This is a genomic window from Bacillus sp. DX4.1 (assembly GCF_030348195.1).
Classification (GTDB): Bacteria; Bacillota; Bacilli; order Bacillales; family Bacillaceae_G; genus Bacillus_A.
In genome coordinates this window covers 2,117,604-2,140,373 of record NZ_JAUCFT010000008.1, presented here as the reverse complement: position 1 = coordinate 2,140,373, position 22,770 = coordinate 2,117,604, and the positions used below count along the sequence as shown (strand labels likewise).

General features: G+C 34.2%; 20 protein-coding genes and 4 pseudogenes. All 24 read right to left on the bottom strand.

Annotated elements, in window-relative coordinates; all coding sequences use genetic code 11:
- Positions 1 to 17: 17 nt before the first annotated feature.
- The 24 genes and pseudogenes from QUF99_RS13810 to QUF99_RS13700 all read right to left on the bottom strand — a co-directional run bounded on the left by QUF99_RS13810 (position 18) and on the right by QUF99_RS13700 (position 22,661).
- Positions 18 to 215 (bottom strand): pre-toxin TG domain-containing protein, encoded by a 198-nt coding sequence (locus QUF99_RS13810; protein WP_289370774.1) that lies wholly within the window; start codon positions 213 to 215, stop codon positions 18 to 20.
- A gap of 369 nt (positions 216 to 584) precedes the next feature.
- Positions 585 to 1,610, bottom strand: a complete 1,026-nt coding sequence (locus QUF99_RS13805; RefSeq protein WP_289370772.1) for an ADP-ribosylglycohydrolase family protein — start codon at positions 1,608 to 1,610, stop codon at positions 585 to 587.
- A 134-nt stretch (positions 1,611 to 1,744) separates the two neighbouring features.
- On the bottom strand, positions 1,745 to 1,936 hold the full coding sequence (locus tag QUF99_RS13800; protein ID WP_289370770.1) for a hypothetical protein: 192 nt from the start codon (positions 1,934 to 1,936) through the stop codon (positions 1,745 to 1,747).
- A gap of 21 nt (positions 1,937 to 1,957) precedes the next feature.
- Positions 1,958 to 2,803 (bottom strand): DUF3952 domain-containing protein, encoded by an 846-nt coding sequence (locus QUF99_RS13795; protein ID WP_289370768.1) that lies wholly within the window; start codon positions 2,801 to 2,803, stop codon positions 1,958 to 1,960.
- A 423-nt stretch (positions 2,804 to 3,226) separates the two neighbouring features.
- Entirely contained in the window at positions 3,227 to 3,766 is a 540-nt protein-coding gene (locus QUF99_RS13790) for an STM3941 family protein (RefSeq protein WP_289370766.1), read from the bottom strand.
- 419 nt (positions 3,767 to 4,185) lie between these two features.
- Positions 4,186 to 4,464, bottom strand: coding sequence for a hypothetical protein (locus QUF99_RS13785; protein ID WP_289370765.1), 279 nt, complete (start codon positions 4,462 to 4,464; stop codon positions 4,186 to 4,188).
- Between the two features lie 84 nt (positions 4,465 to 4,548).
- A complete protein-coding gene (locus QUF99_RS13780; protein WP_289370764.1) occupies positions 4,549 to 5,343 on the bottom strand; it encodes a hypothetical protein in 795 nt (264 codons plus the stop codon).
- Positions 5,344 to 5,453: 110 nt separating this feature from the next.
- Positions 5,454 to 5,912, bottom strand: a complete 459-nt coding sequence (locus tag QUF99_RS13775) for a hypothetical protein (RefSeq protein WP_289370762.1) — start codon at positions 5,910 to 5,912, stop codon at positions 5,454 to 5,456.
- Between the two features lie 68 nt (positions 5,913 to 5,980).
- A pseudogene (locus QUF99_RS13770) lies at positions 5,981 to 6,091 on the bottom strand (DUF5085 family protein); the annotation flags it as partial.
- Positions 6,092 to 6,463: 372 nt separating this feature from the next.
- On the bottom strand, positions 6,464 to 6,802 hold the full coding sequence (locus QUF99_RS13765) for a DUF4176 domain-containing protein (protein WP_289370760.1): 339 nt from the start codon (positions 6,800 to 6,802) through the stop codon (positions 6,464 to 6,466).
- A 1-nt stretch (position 6,803) separates the two neighbouring features.
- Entirely contained in the window at positions 6,804 to 7,064 is a 261-nt protein-coding gene (locus QUF99_RS13760) for a hypothetical protein (protein WP_289370759.1), read from the bottom strand.
- A 64-nt stretch (positions 7,065 to 7,128) separates the two neighbouring features.
- Positions 7,129 to 8,931 carry an alpha/beta hydrolase family protein gene (locus QUF99_RS13755; RefSeq protein ID WP_289370758.1) on the bottom strand — a complete coding sequence of 601 codons (1,803 nt, stop codon included), beginning with the start codon at positions 8,929 to 8,931 and terminating at the stop codon, positions 7,129 to 7,131.
- 21 nt (positions 8,932 to 8,952) lie between these two features.
- Complete coding sequence (locus QUF99_RS13750) at positions 8,953 to 9,798, bottom strand: DUF3952 domain-containing protein (RefSeq protein WP_289370756.1); 846 nt, start codon at positions 9,796 to 9,798, stop codon at positions 8,953 to 8,955.
- A pseudogene (gene essC / locus QUF99_RS13745) lies at positions 9,795 to 14,024 on the bottom strand (type VII secretion protein EssC); the annotation flags it as partial. The gene QUF99_RS13750 and the pseudogene essC, both read right to left, overlap by 4 nt.
- Positions 14,019 to 14,303 (bottom strand): annotated as a pseudogene (locus QUF99_RS28715) (FtsK/SpoIIIE N-terminal domain-containing protein); the annotation flags it as partial. The pseudogenes essC and QUF99_RS28715, both read right to left, overlap by 6 nt.
- A 103-nt stretch (positions 14,304 to 14,406) precedes the next feature.
- Positions 14,407 to 15,609, bottom strand: a complete 1,203-nt coding sequence (gene essB / locus QUF99_RS13740) for a type VII secretion protein EssB (protein WP_289370752.1) — start codon at positions 15,607 to 15,609, stop codon at positions 14,407 to 14,409.
- Between the two features lie 276 nt (positions 15,610 to 15,885).
- Positions 15,886 to 16,137, bottom strand: a complete 252-nt coding sequence (locus QUF99_RS13735; protein WP_289370751.1) for an EsaB/YukD family protein — start codon at positions 16,135 to 16,137, stop codon at positions 15,886 to 15,888.
- A gap of 12 nt (positions 16,138 to 16,149) precedes the next feature.
- Positions 16,150 to 16,653, bottom strand: coding sequence for a type VII secretion protein EssA (essA, locus tag QUF99_RS13730; protein WP_289370749.1), 504 nt, complete (start codon positions 16,651 to 16,653; stop codon positions 16,150 to 16,152).
- Positions 16,625 to 20,290 (bottom strand): type VII secretion protein EsaA, encoded by a 3,666-nt coding sequence (esaA, locus tag QUF99_RS13725; RefSeq protein WP_289370748.1) that lies wholly within the window; start codon positions 20,288 to 20,290, stop codon positions 16,625 to 16,627. The genes essA and esaA overlap by 29 nt, the downstream gene beginning before the upstream one ends.
- 155 nt (positions 20,291 to 20,445) lie before the next feature.
- Entirely contained in the window at positions 20,446 to 20,742 is a 297-nt protein-coding gene (locus QUF99_RS13720) for a WXG100 family type VII secretion target (RefSeq protein ID WP_289370747.1), read from the bottom strand.
- A 249-nt stretch (positions 20,743 to 20,991) separates the two neighbouring features.
- Positions 20,992 to 21,429, bottom strand: coding sequence for a GNAT family N-acetyltransferase (locus tag QUF99_RS13715; protein WP_289374644.1), 438 nt, complete (start codon positions 21,427 to 21,429; stop codon positions 20,992 to 20,994).
- A 16-nt stretch (positions 21,430 to 21,445) separates the two neighbouring features.
- A complete protein-coding gene (locus QUF99_RS13710; protein ID WP_289370745.1) occupies positions 21,446 to 21,931 on the bottom strand; it encodes a GNAT family N-acetyltransferase in 486 nt (161 codons plus the stop codon).
- Positions 21,928 to 22,029: pseudogene (locus tag QUF99_RS13705) on the bottom strand (2'-5' RNA ligase family protein); the annotation flags it as partial. The gene QUF99_RS13710 and the pseudogene QUF99_RS13705, both read right to left, overlap by 4 nt.
- A gap of 65 nt (positions 22,030 to 22,094) precedes the next feature.
- A complete protein-coding gene (locus tag QUF99_RS13700; protein ID WP_289370743.1) occupies positions 22,095 to 22,661 on the bottom strand; it encodes a GNAT family N-acetyltransferase in 567 nt (188 codons plus the stop codon).
- Positions 22,662 to 22,770 lie beyond the last annotated feature (109 nt).

Below are 22,770 nucleotides of genomic sequence, written 5' to 3'. Positions count from 1 at the left end.
TTGGAGTTACTTTACGCTTACATTGTAGTAGTACTAGCACCTGCTTTTAAGCCTGTTGTGACATTCCCAAACGCATGTAATCCTTTTGCGACTGGAAATAGATCGGCGAATGATAACACACCGCGTAGCCAACGTTCAGATGTATCGAGTTTTCGTTCTGTCATCCAGTCTTTTCCTGTTGCTGCACTGGAAACTTCCATCGCACCAACACTCATTACAAGAGCACCTAATGCAATACCGGCTGGAGGAAAGAACGGAGTGGCAACAGCTAGTACGATTGTTGTACCTAGTATCGCTATATCACGCCAAAATTCTTTGTTTTGTTGTTGATCTTTAATGGAATCATAGGTGAATGCTCGGCCATTTAATACTGCCTTTTGATAGGTAGTATACGATACGTTCTCTTCTGGATGTTCTTTCGTATATGTCTCAAACTTATCCTACAAGTTTTACTTTATCAGCATATCTTACCTCGGGCTTTAATAGGTTCTTAGAATTAAAAAGGTAACTCGTAATAAACAAAAAGCATTAAATATTTAGATTATAAATCCTTATTTAATGCTTTTTCCTTACTTCTTTTTATTTTAGAGACTACCGTATTCTTCTATAATCGCTTTATCCACGCAAAACTTATAGAAATTTTTTATCAATTCATCAATATCTTGTTTTCTTACGATTTTTTCTAACCATTCTTCTGGAATTCCATCCATCTTATAATACATTCCTGCTAATGTACCTGTTATAGCAGCTACCGTGTCTGTATCTCCGCCCAAGTTCACTGCCCTTAAAACCGCTTCTTTAAATGATGTTGAATTTCCTAAACACCAAATGGCAGCCTCTAAAGTATGCACTATATATCCATCTGATAAGATTTCATTTCTAGGTATACTAAAAAAATCATTTTCAAAAAGCCTTGAATAATGTTTCAATTCATCTTGGTATTTATGACCTTTATCAAAATTTTTATCAAATAGCCTTTTAACTACTTCTAATGCTTCTTGAGGATTATCATTATGGTAAAGCCTTATCAAACATTCAATATAAATAACGGAACCTACTATAGCACGAGGATGAGCATGAGTAATTTCAGTATATTTTTTTATCATTTCTACTTTTTTTATAAAGTCAAACTCATTATATAGCATAAAAGCCAATGGTGCTATTCTCATTATTGCACCATTTCCATTGTCGAACTCAGCTTTTCCACCACATTTTTCTGGTGAATATCCTTCTTCAAAACGAATAATAGCATCATTTGTAGCTCTTCCAATATCGAACATTTTTCCAAACGGAGTCCAATATCCCTCCTTTTTATACTTAATAAATTTATCCATTAAAATACTTATGCTTTCTTCTTTTAGCAGATTTTCGATTAGACACAAAGTCAAGGAGGTATCATCTGACCACGTTCCAGGTGGTTGGTTATAGGTTCCATATCCACTCACATCATCTATATAAAATGTGTCTCTTTGCTTAAATTCAACTGGAACACCTAAAAGATCCCCAATAATCCCACCATATATTGTGGGGAAAACTCTTTGTTTAATGCTCAAACTAAGAAAAGACTTATTATCATCTTCCCATCTATCAATCATTCTTCTACCAACCATTTCTATCACCTACTTTATTAAATCTAAAATCAAATGTATCTTTCCATCGCTATCAACATTTGCACTTTTTATAACCATCTCTTGTCCTGAATTTAAAAGTAATTCTGCTCCAGTAGGGAAATGGCTAATTTTACCTACTGAAGCCCAGTGACTTTATCCGTCAGAGAATCTACAAGTGTAGCATTGAATCTTTCTTGTAATCTATCTTGCGCTACCGATTTATCGCTGTAGCGCTTCTTCCCCTGATCAAAATCATAAATATCCTTCCCCGCTAATTGTAGCTTTCCCACTGCATTGGATAATTGAAAGACTTGTCCATCCGCCATACATTATCATCCCCTTCAATTTTATTTATTGCTATTAAAACTTTTTTCATACTCTAAGTACTTTGTTTTCGCATTTTGAGTATTGTATTCTTTATCTCTAAAATTTACTATTATTTGTTGAATATGTGATAACATCTTCCCCTCTTCATTTTTTTTGTCATAATTAATTACTATGTTTATGTTATCTATTTCCATAGGATTTTCTTTATAATCTTTAGCTTGAGTAAAATATAAACTAATCGTTGCATTTCTAAATTTATCATATTGTAATTGCAGTTTATTATTAATTATTTCTTGAAATTGTGATTCTGTTAAGCTGTAATAAATTCTCTTTGGCTCATCATATCCTTGTCTATCATCTTTAGGTTTTAGTTTTCCAATTCCTTGTAAACGATCTATAATTAATTTTACATTTGAAACATCTAGATTTTGATTCGAACTTATCCCTTGTCCCTTTTTATACATAATATTTGTACTATAAACATTTTCTTTTTTATAATTTTTATTTGTCCATGCTTCCTTTTCATTATTTATATCAGTAACAATGCTTTGCGTTGTGTCTCCATATAGACTTTTATCTTTCGTATTATACACACCTTCTGTAGTTTGATAGATTATTTTACTGTGTTCTCCATCTTCTTTTTCTTCATACGTACTGTATATACCTTGTTCTTGCACATACGCATACCCATCATCACTCGGAGTCATTACCGTCTGCATACCCCCTTCATCTAACGCCTTTACTAATCTTTCATACTCTATTTTCGTTCCTTTTAGAGTTTCTGGTTTAGATGAACCACATCCGCCTAATAAAGACGCAACTATCGTCATAATAATCATTCCCTTAACTTTCTTTTTCTTTTTCATACTGTCACCTCGTTCGTTACTTACATATTTGATACGAAAGATACTTTGATCATTTCATGATATCGTGATGTTTTCTCCTATTCGTTTACTTCGTCTTTTCATCAATATTTCAATTTACTTATATATCCACTTCGCAGAAAACGTTTACAAAAAAATATAATCTGTTTCTATTTCTGTCTTCCTTCATTACCTACTTTTCGATTTATGTTTTTTATTTTGTTTTCGAAATCTCTTACGTTCTCTCTTATTTTCTTCCCAAGTCATATTAAATGACGGAAATTTAAATCCGCAATAGACTAATAGTTAAAATTCAGCTACGCCAACTTTTTTGCTCTATTATATTCCCTGTTTCATCAAGATGCCCTTATCTTATAACAAATGAAAAAAGCTCAAAAATGAACTCAAGCTGCTGCTTCCGTTATATTACTGTGCTTCATCTTCTGGAACTAAAACGTTCATATGATACTCTTCTAACTTAGCAAGTAACGTTTCCCTATCGATCCTTAATAATAACATTTGAATATTGAATGGTATAAATCCGGTACGCTTATTAATTCGGTACATCCGTTGTCCCTTTGATGGTATAGAAGCGATATATTGTTCTTCAACATTATCATCCATCAGAATTCCGAGGTACCAATACCTGTGAACTTTATAGGGTAAAATACCATTTACATCTTTTAAAGCAATTTTTACAGGATTTTTAGAATCATTATTAATGGTAATATATTCTGACTCTAAAATGACAGCTGGTTTTCTATTAATAATCTTCTTAAATATTTTCCAAAAAGCAGCTAACGTGATTAATGTACCGACTCCAACTATAGATCCACTTATATAGTAAGGTTCCTCAGACGAAAAAGCGTACATAACAAAAAGCAACAACAAGACTTCAACTGCAACAATGAAAAAAAAGAATCCAATTACTTTGACTTTTGATTCATAAATATAATATTTCTCCATACGATTCTCCTATTAATTTCGGCATTATAAATCTATTTTGATTTATGTTTCTACATCAAAACATGTTCTTAATTCACCACAGTACTTCTCGGTACGTTTAAACTATCATCCTTTCTATTCCTAAGGTGAAAAATGAAGGAACAGATTAAGATGAGAAACGGATTAACCATTACGAATACGCATACTTGGACAGTAGAGCGTAGTACCTACTTTAAATAATGATTGAAAACCACACTCATATACAGAGAGCAACAGAAGATAATCAACCATATCTTTTTTTCTCTTTCAATGGACTTTTTTAATGCCCTCAGATTTATGAGACTCTTTTGTTATTTTCACTTCATTCATGTAATAACTATATTTTTGTAGATAAATTGAAAGTAGAGCAAAAGGAGCGTTTTTTAGTATTCAATATTGAATTAACCCTTTTTACTTTTTCTAATAAACACAAAATATGGCAGTAACATTACTATTAAGCCTATTACACCACCCAATATACCTTCATATTCTTTCAGGTATATACAAAGAAATATAGCAACAATAAAAAATAGTATTCCTAATATAATAATCCATTTCCCTAAAAACTCTGCTACTTTATATAGGATTAAAAAGATAAGCATAATCCCTACAATGATAGGTGCTATTATACTTTCAAAAAAACCTTTTTCTGTTTTTATAGTTTCGGGATTTTTATCCAAGATACTACATTCCTTTCTACAGAGGTTACTTATGAATTAGAAGTTTATAGCATGTATGAAATTAGAATTTGATACATGCTTGACTCAGTGTACTTCTTCATCCTTTTCGTTTTCCATTTCTTCATAAAATTCTATTCTTTTCTGACGTGCTCTCTCATTTTCTTCCCACGTTATGTTAAATGATTTAAATTTAAATCTACAATAGGCTAATAGTTGAAATTCAGCTGCACCGATTGCTATTGTATACATTATAATAGTCCCTACCACATACATAGCTAACGTATCAAATTCATAATCATTGTGAAAATAAATCAAAACAAGAAGAACTAGTGCATATATTATACTCCCCATCATCACATTCCATTTTGTGTTGCTAAAAAACGAAGCGGATCTTTCATCCATACTAAACGCACCTTCACTAGCCTGTTTAAAAGTATCAAGCGTGGTCACAATATGAATAATCACTGCTCCTAGAACTAATAATCCTACATACGTTAATGTAATTTGGTCAATTGAATAATCCGACATTCCAGGAAGTATTAACATTGTAAATACTATCGTTCCTAATTGAAATGCATATAATAATACAACAAGCGTTTGTAACCTTTGAAATTTAAAACGCGCTTTTGGAAATGAATATGGAATTAAAAAGATTATTTGCAAGCCATATAGAACAAGTTCAGTTTTAACGATTATTTTCTCAAAGAAAGTAGTATAGTAGTTCCAACCAAACGTTACTAAAGTACCAATAAGAAAAAACATTATTAATGAAACAAAAATTATCGTTCCTATCATAAATCCCGTAGCACCTTCAGGACTTAAGCGCCATCTACATGTCATTTTAAATTCATCTAAATCTTCCTCTTGTATTTTCCACATCTAATTGTCCCACCTTTGACTACATTCTCTTAAATCATTTAGATTAATAATAAAAACCTCCTCATTTTAACGAAAAGAGAAGGCTTTCTTGCTATTCATCATATTCAAAACTATCCCTTTTGAAGCAACTCATTATGTTTTGACATTTGATCACATAGTGCTTTAAATTCTAACATCCACTCTGATATTCTTTCTATCTCTTGATCAGTAGATTTTTTCTTATATATAAAACCAATCACTTTAATATCAGAAAATGGTGAATCTCTTATTTCATCAACTGGGACAATATGAATAATCACTTTCGTCGTTTTTGATACTTTAACGGGAAATGTAAATGTACCAAAATCAATAATAATCATGTGTAATAAATCTTGGCTACTGACGGATAAAATCTTTGTAATTTCTTTCTCAAGTTCAGGGTATGAAAGCAAACCCTCAATCATTTCAGCAGTTATTACACAATCAGATTCTGACACTTTGTTCAATATTTTTCGCTTGACAAGCTCACCATTTTCATCTGCACACTTGTGCTTGAAGAACACCTTTCTTTCCCGCGAAAATAATCCCATGAAATCCCTCCGAATCAAGATAATAGCAGAACCATTATTATGAAAATTAAAACCATAATCTTCATATATTATTGAATATCTACTGCAATTTTAATATCAACATACTGTAGATCTTCATTACCACTAAATATATGATACATAGGCGAAATCATATCAAGTTGATTATCTTCTATATATTCATTTTAATTTTTCGACATGTAAGTCGCTGCTATGCAGAATACAACATGATCTGCACTCGCTTGCTCCTTTTGTTTTAAATCTTGTATGTGGCAGAAAAAGGTCCTAACCGTTTCTATGCATGGCCAGATGCTCTCGCCCTCCTAAAAAGAAAGAGGGCTTTTATGTCGTTTTTTTAATTTTTATTTATATATGTACTGCATCATCTCATCGCATACATACCCTATTAATTTTTCGTAATCTCTCATATATTGTTTCACGCTATTGTTAATTGCTGCAATTCATTTATATGTCAGTTTGCGATAAAGTTATTTCCGAACAATTTAAATAAGCCTTCCCCTTTCTCCATTTAGAAAGAGGAAGGCTTATCATTTTTATTCCTTCGTTTCAGCTAACTGATCTGTCTGCTCTTTTTTCTTTGTTTCCATTACCTTTTCAACAAACTCATTACGCCATGTTTTAAATCCAGATGCAAATTGGCCTTCAATTTTGTTTCGGTATCCTTCAAATTGAACTTGTACAATATCTGAATGATTAAAGAGTTTATATGTTTCTCCCGTCAAACCTAATGGATGTAACACTCCTCCATAATCATAGAATGTTGTATCATCAAATAACACACCTCTTGTTGTAATAACATAATCTGCATCTTCATCAGAACTTAATCTTACTACACTTCCTAATGGTAATACCGTCTCCATATAATCTTTCATATTAATTAACCGTCCCTTTTAATGCATTAATTTTCTCTTCTATCTTTTGCCGTTTTTTTTCTAACTGACGAATCCGATCAGTGAATGCATCTCGTGTTTTCCCTTTCATATGTGTATCAATGCCGCTCTCTAAACTTCTAATATCTGTTGTTAAAGAAGTTGCTGCATTTTCAAGTTGTTTCACTACACCCAATATTTGATCTCGTCCACCATTATCCGAAAATGTACTATGAACTTTACTCATAATCAAATGCAAATCCATAACATTTCTCCTTACTTATATGTTCTATAAATATCTGAAACTTTCAAACTACTTTTAGAACCTATCAATAATATGCTACCGTCCCTAACTCTTCATCTTTTGCCATCATGGAAGTAACTGCAGAGGAAACATCCTCCTTTAATTCCCCTAAATCTTTTGCTAGCTCCTTCACATCTTTAGAAATTTCACCAAGCAATGAACGATCTATGCCTTTTCTGCTATCGTTCATAAAGAGATTAAGAAGTGATTGACGATGGCTTCTTATATGACTTTCTACGACTGCAGTAATATTTGTATCAATGACAAAATCACCTTTAAACATATCTAAAAAATCTTTAAAAAGAGATGGTGCTACTTCTCTCGCGATTGCTATAATTTCACCTGGGTTCAAATACACCATAAGAGCTCCCACAAAAACATCTATCGCTGCATTAAAGGCTGCTTTTAATACTTCTAACACTTTCTCTTTACATTTAGCTAATTTTGTTTCAATCAAGTCTATTGCTGCATCTACCGCATCACCGATTTTACTTATAGCTTGTGTACTAAATTCCACAACCTCTTCTCTAGCTGCATCTACTGCATCACCGGTTTTACTTATAGCTTGTGTACTAAATTCCACAACCTCTTCTCTAACTGCATCTACTACATCACCGGTTTTACTTATAGCTTGTGTACTAAATTCCACAACCTCTTCTCTAGCTGCATCTACTGCATCACCGATTTTACTTATAGCTTGTGTACTAAATTCCACAACCTCTTCTCTAGCCGCATCTATTTTTGTTTCAATCAAGTCTATTGCTTTATCTACTGCTTTACCGCTTTCATTTATAGCTACTAAACTAGATGCCACACTCTCTCCTCTAAGCGTGTCCATGGCTCTTAAGGCTGCACCTAAATTTGGGTGGCTAGCTACGGACGTGCTTATTCTCTTAGTCACGGCTGCATTAACATCTGCAAGGTATGTTATTCCATATATTACTTTACCAACTGGTTGAACATTTAGCATCGAGCGGACTGCATCTTCTTCCAGAGCACTAGGGGCTTTTTTCCCGGTAATACCCGTATACACCGCTGCTGCTAATTTTGACAACTCAATATAACCGGGAGTCCTATCAGCTCCTGTATTATTCCCAACTTTAAACTCGTCCCAAATTGGCTGTCCATCTCTATCAAAATATTTAGCGCTCTTCTCCGGAGCATAGGAATGGTCTGCCCCATTCTCCATCATAAATACCTGTCCAGGAATTCTAAAATCTCCAATGCTATTGCCCTTGTACAAAGGATCATACTGATTTATCAAATTCCAAGCATCCTTCAGATTAGAACCATCACCGTATATCCCAACGTCCTTATGCAAAAGAGGAGCTGGATTTAAAGTTAATACAGAGAGATTATCCTTTTGATTTCTTATTTTAACTGTATTAGCTGTTCCTCCACCTAATGAATGTCCAATTACAGTTATGTGTTTACCTGCTAAGTCCGGATTGTTCTTAACTCTTTTGTAAAAATGATTTCCTAAATCATAATATGCTATAGATGCCCCAATTATTGGTGAATTAGTCAAGTTATGAATACCAATTCCAGCATCCGTCAAAATGGTGGAGATTTGATCTGGTTTCGTTCCTACATATACTATTATAATTTCACCTGTTTTATTATCTTGGAGAGCATAACCTCCAAATCCAGTGACTTTATCCGTCAGAGAATCTACAAGTGTAGCATTGAATCGGTCTTGTAAGTTTTTTTTTGCTTTCGATTTATCCGCGTATCTTCCTGTTCCCTCATCAAAGTTATAAATATCCTTCCCTGCTAGTTGTAGCTTTCCCACTGCATTGGATAATTGAAAGACTTGTCCATCCGCCATACATCATCACACCCTTCAAATTTATTTATTGCTATTAAAACTTTTTTCATACTCTAGGTACTTTGTTTTCGCATTTTCAGTATTGTATTCTTTATCCCTAAAATTTACTATTATTTGTTGCCTATGCTGTAACATCATACCTTCTTCATTTTGTTTGTCATAACTAATTCCCATTTCTATGCTACTTATTTGCATAGGATTTTCTTTGTAATCTTTAGCTTGAGTAAAATACAAACTAATTGTTGCATCTCCAAATTTATCATATTGCAATTGCAGTTTATCATTAATAATTTCCTGAAATTGTGATTCTGTTAAGCTATAATAAACCCCTTTTGGCTCATCAAATCCTGCTCTATCATTTTTAGGTTTTAATTTTCCAATTCCTTGTAAACGATCTATAATTAATTTCACATTTGAAACATCTAGACTTTGATTCGAATTTATCCCTTGCCCCTTTTTATACATAATATTTGTATTATATACATCTTCTTCCTTATAACTTTTTAATGGTCCTTTTTCTTTTTCATTCTCTATTTTAGTAACAACCCGCTGTCCTGTATTTCCATATAAACTTTTATCTTTCGTATAATACACACCTTCTGTAGTTTGATAGATTACTTTTGTGTGTTCTTCATCTCCTTTTTTCTCATCCGTGCTATATATACCTTGTTCTTCTACATACGCATACCCATCATCACTCTGAGTCATTACCATCTGCATATCCCCTTCATCTAACGCCTTTACTAATCTTTCATACTCTATTTTCGTTCCCTTTAGAGCTTCTGGTTTAGATGAACCACATCCGCCTAATAAAGACGCTACTATCGTCATAATAATCATCCCCTTAACTTTCTTTTTCTTCTTCATACTGTCACCTCGTTAGTTACTCTTGGCATTTTGAGTTTCATAATGCTTCCTTTTTGGTAGTAATAGACTTCATCTTTCCCTAAAGCTGGTTCGTTACTTACGTATTTGATACTAAAGATGCTTTGATCGTTTAATGCCATCGCGATGATTCCTGATGTTAATTTACTTCGTATTTTCATTGGGAAAGCATCTCTATTTCGATCGATATAGTCATGATGTCCTGCTAGGACGAAGTAAATACCAACTGCACGAGATAGATCGATTAAAGTCGTTGCGTCGTCTGTTTCTAGGTAAACGAGTCTGCTAAATTCTTCAACGTTTGTCATAATGATGAGCTGTTTTGTAAACACTGGTATTTCTCTACCTTCTTGTCTTGCTTGTGATAGTTCGAGAGATCGTTCGCGAATGACTTCCATCCAGTATTTCACATGAACGTTTACTTCATTTTCATCTACGATGTAATGAGTCACATTCTCTTTATACTGAACGAAGCTATACTCGGCTGTATCTACTAATGTTACCCTCTCAAAATAGTCTTTATTCATTTGGGAGAGTATACTTGATACGATTTGTTTTCTAATACTATCATCTACACTGTAAACCATTAAATGATCGTTAACCGCAATATCATGCGCAACGACTTCTACATTTGTGAAGTCAAGGCCCAGTGGAACTTGTCCTGCTTGTAGTGCTTTGGCAACGTCCTTGTTTTTACGATATGTTAGGAGGTCAATGACTTCTGGCATCATTGGAATTGCCTTCGGACGTTCTCCATCCCATCCTTGATCCATTTCACTTGCTTCTTGTTGTAATAATTGAATTTGTTGTAGTTCGTCTTCTGCTTTTGTCGGTAATGCTGACTGGAATACTGTCGGTGAATCTAGTTTTATAATTGCTCTTCCTGCCATTTCTTCTACTTTCAGATCAGATCGACCTACAATGCTTGAGATTTCACTTTGATCAATCATATATAGACATGTTTGTAGCTTAATGTTACTGTATAACTGAATGCGCAGTGCATTTTGTCGTCCTGCACTAATTAATGCGTGAATACCTACACTAGCACCTTCTCTGACAATTTGCATAATGAACATTTCAAAGTCTTCGTAAAATCTAGCTTCTTTTACCGCATCGTAATTATCAATTGCAACGATAATATTCGGCATTTCTTTGCCGCTAGCTTTCTCGTACATTTCCATGCTGGCAACATCATATTCACTTAACATACGTTTACGTTTTTTCATCTCTTGCGTTAATCTTTCAACTAACTTTAAGCATTTTTCTGCTTCGTCAATCGTAATCGTATCCGCAACATGTGGTAATCCTTTCAGTGGTAAGAGACCATTCGTACCAAGGTCGACTAAGTATACATGTAAGTGCTCCGGACTATTCTGACGTGCTACATCCATAATCACTGATTGTAAGAAAGTAGATTTTCCGTACCCTGGGCTTGAGAAGACGGCAACATGTCCATCTTTACTTATGTCTAATGTTAGTGGTGTTTGTGCTTGTAATTCAGGTTGGTCTAGTAAACCAATTGTTGCTTGCAGTGGTTTCTTCGCTTCATTCCACGCTTCTTTAAAGTGAACTGGATGTAAGTCTTGCAGGAATATTTTTTCTGGAAGCGGTGGTAACCATGGTCTTGCGAGCGCTTCAATTTGTCTGTCTTCTGTGTAATCATGAATATAATCGATAACTGCATCAAGTTCAGAAGGAACGCTTGTGATTTCTTTGTTATTCCCAAGTCCACTTAAGTCTTCACTTAAAATTTCATATTGTCCTAAATCATTGATCGCATATATGGTTGCGTCAAGATGCTCTTGGTCATCTTTGTTTTCGATATAGTCGGCACCGCTCCATGCGGATTGGAATAATTCATAGATTTCATTATTTCCGACTTGTAAGTATGCGCGTCCTGGTAATGTAATTTCTGCAGCGTCAGGTGTTTTTAAAATTTCGTTACTATCTGACGTATTTTGAACTTTGAGCGCTAATTTAAATTTCGAGTTACTCCAAATTTGATCATCTACGACCCCACTTGGTTTTTGTGTAGCTAGTATTAAATGGATTCCTAAGGAACGCCCGATACGTGCTGTTGAAACTAATTCTTTCATGAATTCAGGCTGTTCTGACTTAAGTTCCGCGAATTCATCACTGATTAAGAATAAATGCGGCATCGGTTCTTTCACTAAACCTTCTTTGTATAGCTTTTGATATTGGTTAATATGGTTCACATCGTTTTCGCCAAATAAGCGTTGTCGTTTTTGCAATTCCGCTTTAATGGAAGCGAGTGCGCGCATACTTTGTGCGCCATCTAAATTCGTAATAGTCCCCAGTAAGTGAGGTAAGTTTTTAAATAGATTCGCCATTCCACCGCCCTTATAGTCAATGAGTAGAAATGCTACTTCATATGGGTGGAAATTAACAGCAAGAGATAAAATATAGGATTGAATAATCTCTGATTTACCAGATCCTGTCGTACCGGCTACTAATCCATGTGGCCCGTGCGCTTTTTCATGTAAGTTCAAATTCACAATATCTTCTTTGCCGCGCAGACCAAGTGGTACAGCTAATGATTTATGAGCTGCATTTTGTGACCAGCGCCCTGTAATATTTAATTCGGTGACCTTTTCGACACCATACATTTCTAAAAATGTTACACTTTCCGGAATACTATTTTTCAAGTTTTGTAAATGATTAAGCGGTGCTAATGCACGAGTGATATCCTCCAAGTTAAATTCTTTTGGAAAATGATCCAGTGCGAACTGACGATTTACAAGTTCACCTTGTTCTAAGATGATATTTCCTTTTTTTGCATCTCTTATATCAATTACTGTTTTCACATGTTCCGGTAAACTTTGCATGACATCTTGAACAAATATGAGTGATACACCTAATTCAGTTGGATCTTCATTAAAGAATTCCATGACAACATGATCTAAGATTAGTTTTTCGTCTGTAATGAGTACAACATAATGCGGTGCAAAATATATTTTTTCATTTGAAGAACCTTTTTCATCTACTTTCATTTTGCGGTCTTTTAATATTTGATACAGACTATTCAATACTTGGTCCCGACTCCGATCATGGTATACGAAACCACGCACATTAATATCGCGTACACTTGCATGTGGTAACCAGCGCATCCAATCCCACTTATTTTTTTCCTCTTCAGGGAAAATCGTAATAAACTGCAGGTCATAGTAACTGTGAAATAAAGTTGTTTGTACCACTAAGAGCTGCAACTGCTCTAACACTAATGAACGCTGTCCGATATAGCCGACTGGTCCATTCATTAAATCCGTTACGACTGGAACTTGTTGCAGTGAGATGTATTGCTGTCTTAATTCACGTGCCATATCAACAAGCTCATCTTTTGTTTGACTAAACTCTTCTTCGTTAAACTGAATTTCAAAGCTAGTATCCGTATGGCCTGTTCCAACCCGGTACGTTAAGAAATCGTGGTGCAGCATTGTCTTTTCGTATATGCGCGAGTTTACTTTGACCGCCATATTACGGATTTCTACAACATCTGGATAATGATAGTGAAGCGCATGTCGTTGTTTTTCAATTTCCACATATAAGTCTTTCGTTTTTTGTTTTATGTACGCTCTATAACTTTTGTCTCGTTCCATAATATCAATTTTGTATTGTTTTAAGTTTTTAATATAGGATGTAACGGAAACAATGATCGTCACTAAAGTCATCGCCAAAGATGCTACTATAAATAATCCATAACGCATAAAGATTGCCAGTAGCACTGTCACCACAATCATAACAAGTGAAGGGGCAATGATTCGTGCAAGATGTTCTGTCGGTTTCGTTGGTTTACTTGATGGTTTAGCGATTGTCATTTTTTCAACGGGCTCTCGGTAAATAATACGTGGTGAACGATGATAATCTGGATAGCCATCATGATAGACATTATTGCCTTCTAACAAACGAGGCAATGTTGATTCCACTTTATTTTTCGCTGTAATAATTTGAATATCTTCGTTCCCCATCTGAATTGTCACGCCATCAAAATATAATTGATCTCCATCTTCTAACGTAGTCGTACTCTCTAACTTTGAAAAATTATGGTATACATTCCCGTCATATACATTTACTTTGAAAGGTTCATCTAATGTTTCACGGATCAGCAAAAGATCTACTTCCGTTCCACGAATCGAAACATCATCATAGTCATTTTTGCTTATTGCTATTGAATACTTCGTTGCCGTATCATATACAGCTACTTCCTCAACAATTGTGATCCAAATACGTAACGTTCTTTGATTTTTTAGTTCGATACTATGCGCCTGATTAAAAGATAACGTCTGATCATCTATCTTCCAAACACCTGTTTCACGATCCCAATTCATCGTAATTGACTCTTCTAAATCAAGATTAGTAATGTTATTTGACCATTCTTTCCCAATCGTCACTGTAGGACGTTCAGATGGATTTAGGCGATATTTATGTAATTGGTTGCCATAACTCAATGCTAGTAATTGCTGCTCCATACTTCTCCACTTCCCCTTTATTCGCTCTATCATTCAGAAAGAAAAGTTTTACTGCCGTAGACTGAATAGATATCCTTCGATGCTGCTTTAAACAAATCTCTGTTTAATCTTTTGCGTTATCAGCATTCAATAAATCCTTTCCATCGGATTTGTCGCTATATTTCTTCTTATATTCATCTAATTGTTGTTCATATGTTTTTAACTTTTCATCTCGATCTTTTCCTGACAAATCTGGATTGTTTTTCACTGCTTCTATTTGTTTAATTAGGCCATACATAATTAATTGTGGATCATCAACGTGCTTCGCTACATCTAAAGATTTATCAAAATTCCCTTTACCGTTATAAATCCAATACAGCAAATACCTTTCGTCACTCTTTAAGCTAACATTTTTCATAATTTGCGACTTTTGCTGTTCGGATAATTTTTCTACTTTAATGTAAGAAAACGCTAGCTCATATTTAGATGCTAACGGCAATGCTTCCGAATCTTCACTACTCAAATTACTAATTACTTTGTCATAATCAGTTGCTAAGAAATGTGTGTTAGATTCTAGTAATGTATTTTGATAAGGTACTTTTATAAAGGTGTAATATATTAGGGGTGCCGCTAAAATGACTGTAGCTGCTATAAAAGAAAATGCTAATTGTTTAAATAATTTAAACCGTTTTTTCGGAACTAATTGCATCGTTTTTTCTGTTTTTGCTTGCTCTTTTTCAAAACTATCATCAAGAAGATGTAGTAAGTCATCGAAACTGTTCATGCTACCGACATTTTGTTCAAATGTTGTTTCTTTTGCATTTTCCAATAAACCAGTATATAAATCATCATAGCTATACTTTTTTGAGAACAACGCGATAATTAAACATTTATATTGCGTTAAAAACTGCTCTTCTGTTAATGGTTTAGGCGGAACAATATCTCGAATTCCCCGATGAACAATGTAGGGCATATAATTCGCATCAAATACTAAATTTTCAGGATGTAAAAAGAAAGTGATTCTTCTATGTAAATACTCTTTAAAACGAGCTATATTTCGAAGTAACCGTAATTTTTCATTTCTTCCTAGTCCCTTTAAGTCATCCCATTTATTCAATTTTTTATCTACTGAAAATGTAAAAGTAAATGCATCATCTCGTTCCTCTATTATTACTGGTATAAAGATCGATGATTTTTCCGTTAATACATCTAATTGACGGAAATCTTTTACTTGAGTTTGTGATTTAGCAAGTTCTAATTTCCAAGTATTTTCATCTATTTCAAATCGATAATCCATCGAATCAATCTGAATCATTTTCTCCGTCATTTTCGTCCTCTACTCCTTTTAATCATAAGCTAAATTTTGTCCTATGAATCTTAAATATTCTTCTATTCTACTATGTAAATCCATTTTGATTTTTCGACATATAAGCCACGGCTATGGATAACAAAAGGTGACCTGCACTCATTTTCTCTCTTTGTTTTCACTATGTCTGGGCAGGAAAAGGATCTTATCGCTTCTATGCATGGCCGGATGCTCTCTCCCACCTAAAAAGAAGGGGGTTATGTCGGTTTTTTAATTTGTATTTATATAAGACATCGCTTACAGTACTTGCAATACATCTCCATCTGTTACTTGATAGTCTACTAGCCGATCGTCATCTGTTAATACGATTGATTTATTTACAACCTTTATTACATAATGTGACTTATCGTGATTTTCAACCTTCAATGTTTCCATTAAATTTTTTAATAAATATTTAACGGATTGATGATTTGGAATGCGTAAATCATATGTATTTCCGTTCCATTTATTAAAATCTACAGTGACATTAATATGCGTTTGAATAACCATTCGTATTTCCCCTTATGCCCATGTTTTTCGAAGAATGATATAAATCCCGATACAAATAAACACAATTCCCCCAATGAATAGACCTGTCATCGTTTTACTTATTGATTCTCCACTTGTTGACTGATTACTATCTATTTCACCAGAACTTTCTTTCACTATATAGTTTTTATCAAATAAACTTTTCTTCGCTTCCTTCACATCATTAACTTTCTTTGTATCTAGAAACAAAGAATCATTCAACTCTTTCATCTCTTTCTTTTCTTTCTTTTGTTTTTCGTCAATCTCTTTTTCTACTGTTGGATTAAATAATTCTATTGCCGCTTTGTCTAGTTCCGTTTCTTGTTGTCCCTTTTTATTTATTTCTTGATCCGTTTGTTCCACACGATCTACTTTAAACTCTATCTTTCCATCATCATCAAGGTAACTGTCTGCCGCGCACCTTATTGGTAGCGCGACAAACAAGAAAAGGAAAAAAACAAATGATAATTTAGCTAATATTCTCCACTGTTTGATCATCTAACTCTTTTTCCTCCCACCTTCTATGCCATACAAATAGATTAATAATTAACCCAGCGATAGCTATAACAAGAAGTACAGCGAAAATAACATGTCCATCATTTTTACCACTTATATAGTTGTTTAAAAATCCTTCAATATACTGAAGTGGTGAAAACTCACGTATTTTACCGACGTATGACATTTTGTTTACATTCATTCCTACTGCATCTGTTAAAAATAAATACATACTTAAGAACACCAATAAAACAAACATTCCTATCATTTTCACTTGACGTAATAAGTATGTTGAAACAAAGACAAATGCCGCCATTATTACTGTTATGAAAGAAATCCAAATTAGATTTCGAGTATCACTAAATTCCAATAGATGCCCAGAAATCATACCAATGCTGATTCCTTCTACAATGGCAATACCAAAGGCAACTACTGTAATTGGTAAATTTAAATCTATCATGGATAATTCTTCTTTGAACTCATCTGTTTGACTGCGTTTTCTTTCTTGATTCGCAATTGCATATGACGTAAATAAAGAAACAATAAAGCATACTAACACGATTAAATATGGTGTAAATGCATTTCCAGCTGTAATAGTGCCATCATTTTGCTTTTGAACTGGATTTGCTAGAAATTGATATAAATTTTCATTTTGACGTTCTCCAACGCGGCTATTTGCCAACACTTTTGTAAAGTTTTTCGAAAAGGATTTGTCATCCTCAATCTTCTTCGTAAAATCAGCTAATAGATTATCCGCTTTTGATACAATTGTTACGCCACTATCTTGAATTTCTTTTGCTTGATTATTAATTTGATCAAACGTTTTATATACCCCATCGGATACTACCAGATTGCCTTTTGAACTCTCAGCCAATGATTGACTCTGTGTTAACAATGATTTAAATCCAGAATCTAATGCTAATATAGCCGTCTGTTCTCCATCTCGACTGCCTACAATTGTTTTTTGTTCATCCAATAATTTCAAACTATTCTCACGCCAGTTTGCTAAAGTATTTAAATACTTGCCTAAGCTTTGATTCATTATGTTAGCGTGTTCTGTTGTTTGATTTAGCATTTCTGCTAAATGAGCTGAATTTTGGTTAGCCTGATTCACTAATTGATGATATGCACTTATTTTTTGTTTTAACTCATTCATATCAGATTTAACTTCTTCATGAATGTCAGATGAAACAAGATTCGCAATCATATCGATTACATTTTGTTTGTTTAACATGTAGTACAGGGATTTCTCTGTGGCAATAGCATCTAATGTCCCTTGTTCCAACGTTTCTTTTATATCTGCTTCCTTCATATCAAACCCATAATATAATTGATACAGGCTTAACAGTTCTTGATAACTTTGTACCGTTTGTATAGCATCTTTAATTAATACATTTGATGAATCTGGATATAAGCTTTCCGATTTTTGATGTGTAATTTGGTTACTTGTACGTTCAGTTGTTTGTCCGTTATTATCACCTTCACCTGGCTTTGTTTCCCCGCCTTCACCTGGCTTTGTTTCTCCACCTTCACCTGGCTTTGTTTCTCCACCTTCACCTGGCTTTGTTTCTCCACCTTCACCTGGCTTTGTTTCTCCACCTTCACCTGGCTTTGTTTCTCCACCTTCACCTGGCTTTGTTTCTCCACCTTCACCTGGCTTTGTTTCTCCACCTTCACCTGGCTTTGTTTCTCCACCTTCACCTGGCTTTGTTTCTCCACCTTCACCTGGCTTTGTTTCTCCACCTTCACCTGGCTTTGTTTCTCCATCTTTATTTGGTTCTTTAGACCCATCACCTGGCTTTGTTTCTCCATCTTTATTTGGTTCTTTAGACCCATCACCTGGAGTTTTATCCCCATCTTTATTCGGTTCGTTCGTTCCATTATTTGTTTTGTTATCAGTCGTTTGTACTATTGGAACAACTACGGGCTGCGCTTTATTGACTAGTTTTATAACCTTATTTTTTTCTTTACTATTCTCTACCTTCTGATCAACTGGAGGTGGTGTTTCTGGATCTGTAGGCGTTGTTATCTTTTCATCGTTATGCTGCAAATTCCATTTCCACGTTACCGGTGAAAATACGTCTATATCTGCATTTGCATCTAACAATTTAACATGTACACTGACAGTTAAATCTCCTTCATCCCGCGCTGGTAGCGTGACAGTCCCATTTCCCAAAAATTCCTCCGTATAGTCTTTATCATCAATGACAAGAGCCCCTGTATCTGCATACAGTCCAAAACCATCAGGAATATTTAGAGTAAAGGTTTGAGTAGAATCCATTTTAGGTGTTTTTTCTGTATCTTTAAAAATCAATCCATCTGTAGCAAGGCTCTCTTTCATATTTTTGATTGTACTTGCTAACGGGATATCGTTTGTACCTTCATAAATAAAGTCATTCTCTTTGTTATACTGATCAGTAACTTGAATGACATTTTTCAGTTGTAACTTCGTATCATCTGGTATAGCAAGCTGATCTATTTCTTCCATATTCATGCTTGCTAATTGATTAATTAAACTTTCGATTTTCTTCTTAATTTGCTTGTCTGGTTGGTCCATGAGTGTGTTTACGTATACTTCTTGTTGACCATCCTTTGACATAGATTTTTTTAACTTTTCATTAATCGTTTTTTCAATATCAGCTTGCAATTTCTCTGCTAGCTCTGTATCGTAGTCTCGAATTTGGCTAGTAACATCTGTTAAGTATGTTTGAATAGCTGTTGCATCTGCTAAAATATTAGGCTGGTTATCTACAAGATTAAATTGATTCGATATTACTTTATTTGCCAACTCTAATGCACTTAATTGCTTTAATACATCCTCTGTATTTATTTCACTTGTAAACTGATTGAGTTGATTTGAAAAATTGTTTGCGAGTAAATTATTGTTTGTTTGTGTCTTTTGAAAGTCACCGAAACCATTTAGATAAGACATGTTGGACTTGGCGCCTTCATCAATTGTTTGTTCAAATCTGTTCAAAACGTCCTGAAATCCTTTAAAACTATTAACTGAAACTCCCGTATAATCTTGCACAGTTTTAAATTGGTTCGTATAGTTCGCTAAAGGACTATGTACATCCGTTTTATACGCTTTCATATTAGCTTGTTCTTTATTTACGATTTTCCCTATATTATCTTGTGCACCTTGTAATTGCCCAATGATGCTAGCAAAATAAACATCTATTATACGTCGATTAAAGTCTTCTAAAATCGAAGACGCGGTATTTTCTGCTTCTGCCTTTAAATCCTCATTACCAGTAGCATTTACCTTATAACTTAACGTTAATTTTTCCGGGAATTCAGAATCAATAGAAACCGCCTTCTTAGAAAAGTCATTTGGAATTACAATCATCATATTGTAGTTATTATTCTTCAATCCATTTTCTGCTACTCCGCGACTTACTACGTACCATTCTTGATTATTATTTTTACCGACGTTTTTTATGAATTGATCCCCAAATGCTATTTTATTTCCTTCAAATGTAGCTCCTTGATCTTCATTTACTAAAGCAACAGCCATTTTGGGAGTACTTTTTTCCTCTGCTTTTTTAAATTTTTGATTTAATGCTAAATAGGAAGTTCCTGTTGATAACACAAGAGCTAGAATAATAAACAACAAAATACTCCACTTAAACTTTTTCACCCCTGATCACTCCTGTGAATAAAAAAATATGCCTAATCGTCCACCTATTATTAAAGTTTAAATTGTTTCTTGTCTTTAAAATAAGTTAGCCATACAACAAAAGTCGCATGGCTAACTTATAAGTTTTCTTTTCATGTACAAAGCGTTAATACTTCTTAGTTCAAACCGAAATTACGAGACAAATCTTCATCATGTCTAGCAACAGCTTCTGCAGTACTATTAAGTTGCTGATTAATTTCCTGTAATAATTGAGAGAAGTTTTGCACTTTTGGTTTTAACTCAGTAAATTGTCTATCAAAACCTTCAAATGCACGACCCTCCCACTCACCGCGTAATTCATTTTGCAAATTTTGTAATCTAGTAAGTATGTCGTTGATTTGATCTGCACTGTCTCCATAACGTTTTGCTTTTGTTTTAAGCTCCTCTGGACTCATGCGAATTTGTCCTGCCATTAAAATTCCCCCTTAATAATAATCGAATTAGTAAAATTAACCAAAAATCAATTCTACAAAACAATTATACCAATGATTTCAAAAATTGAAAGAGAAAAATGTCGATTTTTTTAAAAAAAATACTATATTCATTATTTTAATAATATAAAATCTACTAACGGCGAACATAAAATGCATTTTGCTAATAACTACTTTACCTTATAAGATTTTCCAAAAAGAAAAGTGCATATAGGGACATCTTCCTATCCTTTAATCTTGTTTCAACGTCATAATTACTTGTCTTTCAACAAATCCCAGTTCTTGATACATCTCTTTCGCAAAGTTCCCTGCAAACACATTTAAACGAATCTCTGCATATCCTTGTTTCTGTAATGCATCAATTCCAGCCTTCATTAATTTTCGTGACAAACCTTTTCCACGATACTCAGGGAAAACATACAACTCATAAATGAAGCCAATCTCTTCTCCTGAAAAGTAATCTGTATTCCCTCCAATAAGAATCCATCCTACTACCACGCCTTCTCGCTTCACAACTAAATAATACGCCCCTTTTTCTAATAGCGGCTTTGTAATTTCGATTGCCCTTTCTTGACTTAACTGACACGTTTCTCTTGTTCCTTCGAATAGAGATTGTGCCGCATATGATAATATTTGCTTTACCTCTGCTTCATTAGCCCGTTCCAATATCTCTCATCCTTTCACCTTATATGTGTAGAACCATTCTGATCGTTTGCATCATATGTCCTTCAAAATCTTCTTCAAACTGTTCAACAATCGCAAATCCTTTTGCTTCATAAAATGATTTTCCTTTTTCATTTGCCGCTTCCACGTATACATATAACTTTTTTACATCCTCTAAAACTGTTAGTCCTCTTTGTAATAGAGTTGTCCCGATTCCGTTCCCTTGTTGTTCTGGCAATATATAAATCGCCCCTAATTCCGCTTCATTTTGATGTTTAACAAGAGAAAAATTAGCAAATCCAACAATTTTCTCCTCTAGCTCCGCTACGAGTAAATGAGATTGCTCTAAGCGCCGCTTCATCATTTCATCGGAATATGCTTGCCCTAAAAATTTATCTTGTATGTCCTGCGGGATAATCCCTTTATATGTATCGTGCCAAACTAATTTTGCCACTTCTTGTACAGCAGCAATATCCTCTGCATTCATCTTTCTAACTACATACGTCATATTGATGTCTCCATTCCCTTAAAATTGTATTCTGCTAGTATGTTACAAGAAACCGGATTGTTGTTCTCGTAGTCCACTTTGATTAACTTTAAACTTTCTAAATCTCTTTCACTTGCTTCGAAAACTTCTCATCAAATGTAGCGATAACAGCATACATCTTTCCTCACTCCTTCACTGCCCTTAACTCTTCCCACTCTTCACGAATCATTCCCATGCGGATTGAATCATAATATTCACCGTTATAATAACGACATTTTCTCATTCTACCTTCCAATTTCATGCCGATTTTTTCTGCAACTTTCATCATCCGTTCATTTCCAGACCATGTCGTTAATCCTACTCTACCAATCTCCATGTTCTGAAATAGAAAATCAACATACATCCGTAACGCCTCTGTACCGTAACCACCATTCCAATACGCTGGATTATAAATCGTGATTCCAATTTCTAACCAACGTGTTGGTTTATGTTCCCAATAGTAACCGATTGTTCCAATTATGCCGTTGTCACTTTCAATTAGAAATTGAGAATATGGTTCTTTCTCCAATCTCATTATTAAATTTTCTTGATAAATTGGATACTCCTGTATGGAAAATGGAAAGTATGGTGCATCCCATTTTTTCCATTCCGGCTTTTCTTCCTTATACATTTGTTTCCATAACGTCTCCATATCATCCTCTTCTATTGTTCTAACAACAACTTTCTTCCTCTGCAAATACATTTGTTTCATATATCCTCCTATACTGTTAAAACATATATTCTTGTTCATAAACCTCGTTCATACAGTCTCTATCATTTTATTATTATATATTTTCTGAAAAAACAAAACACTTCTTTGT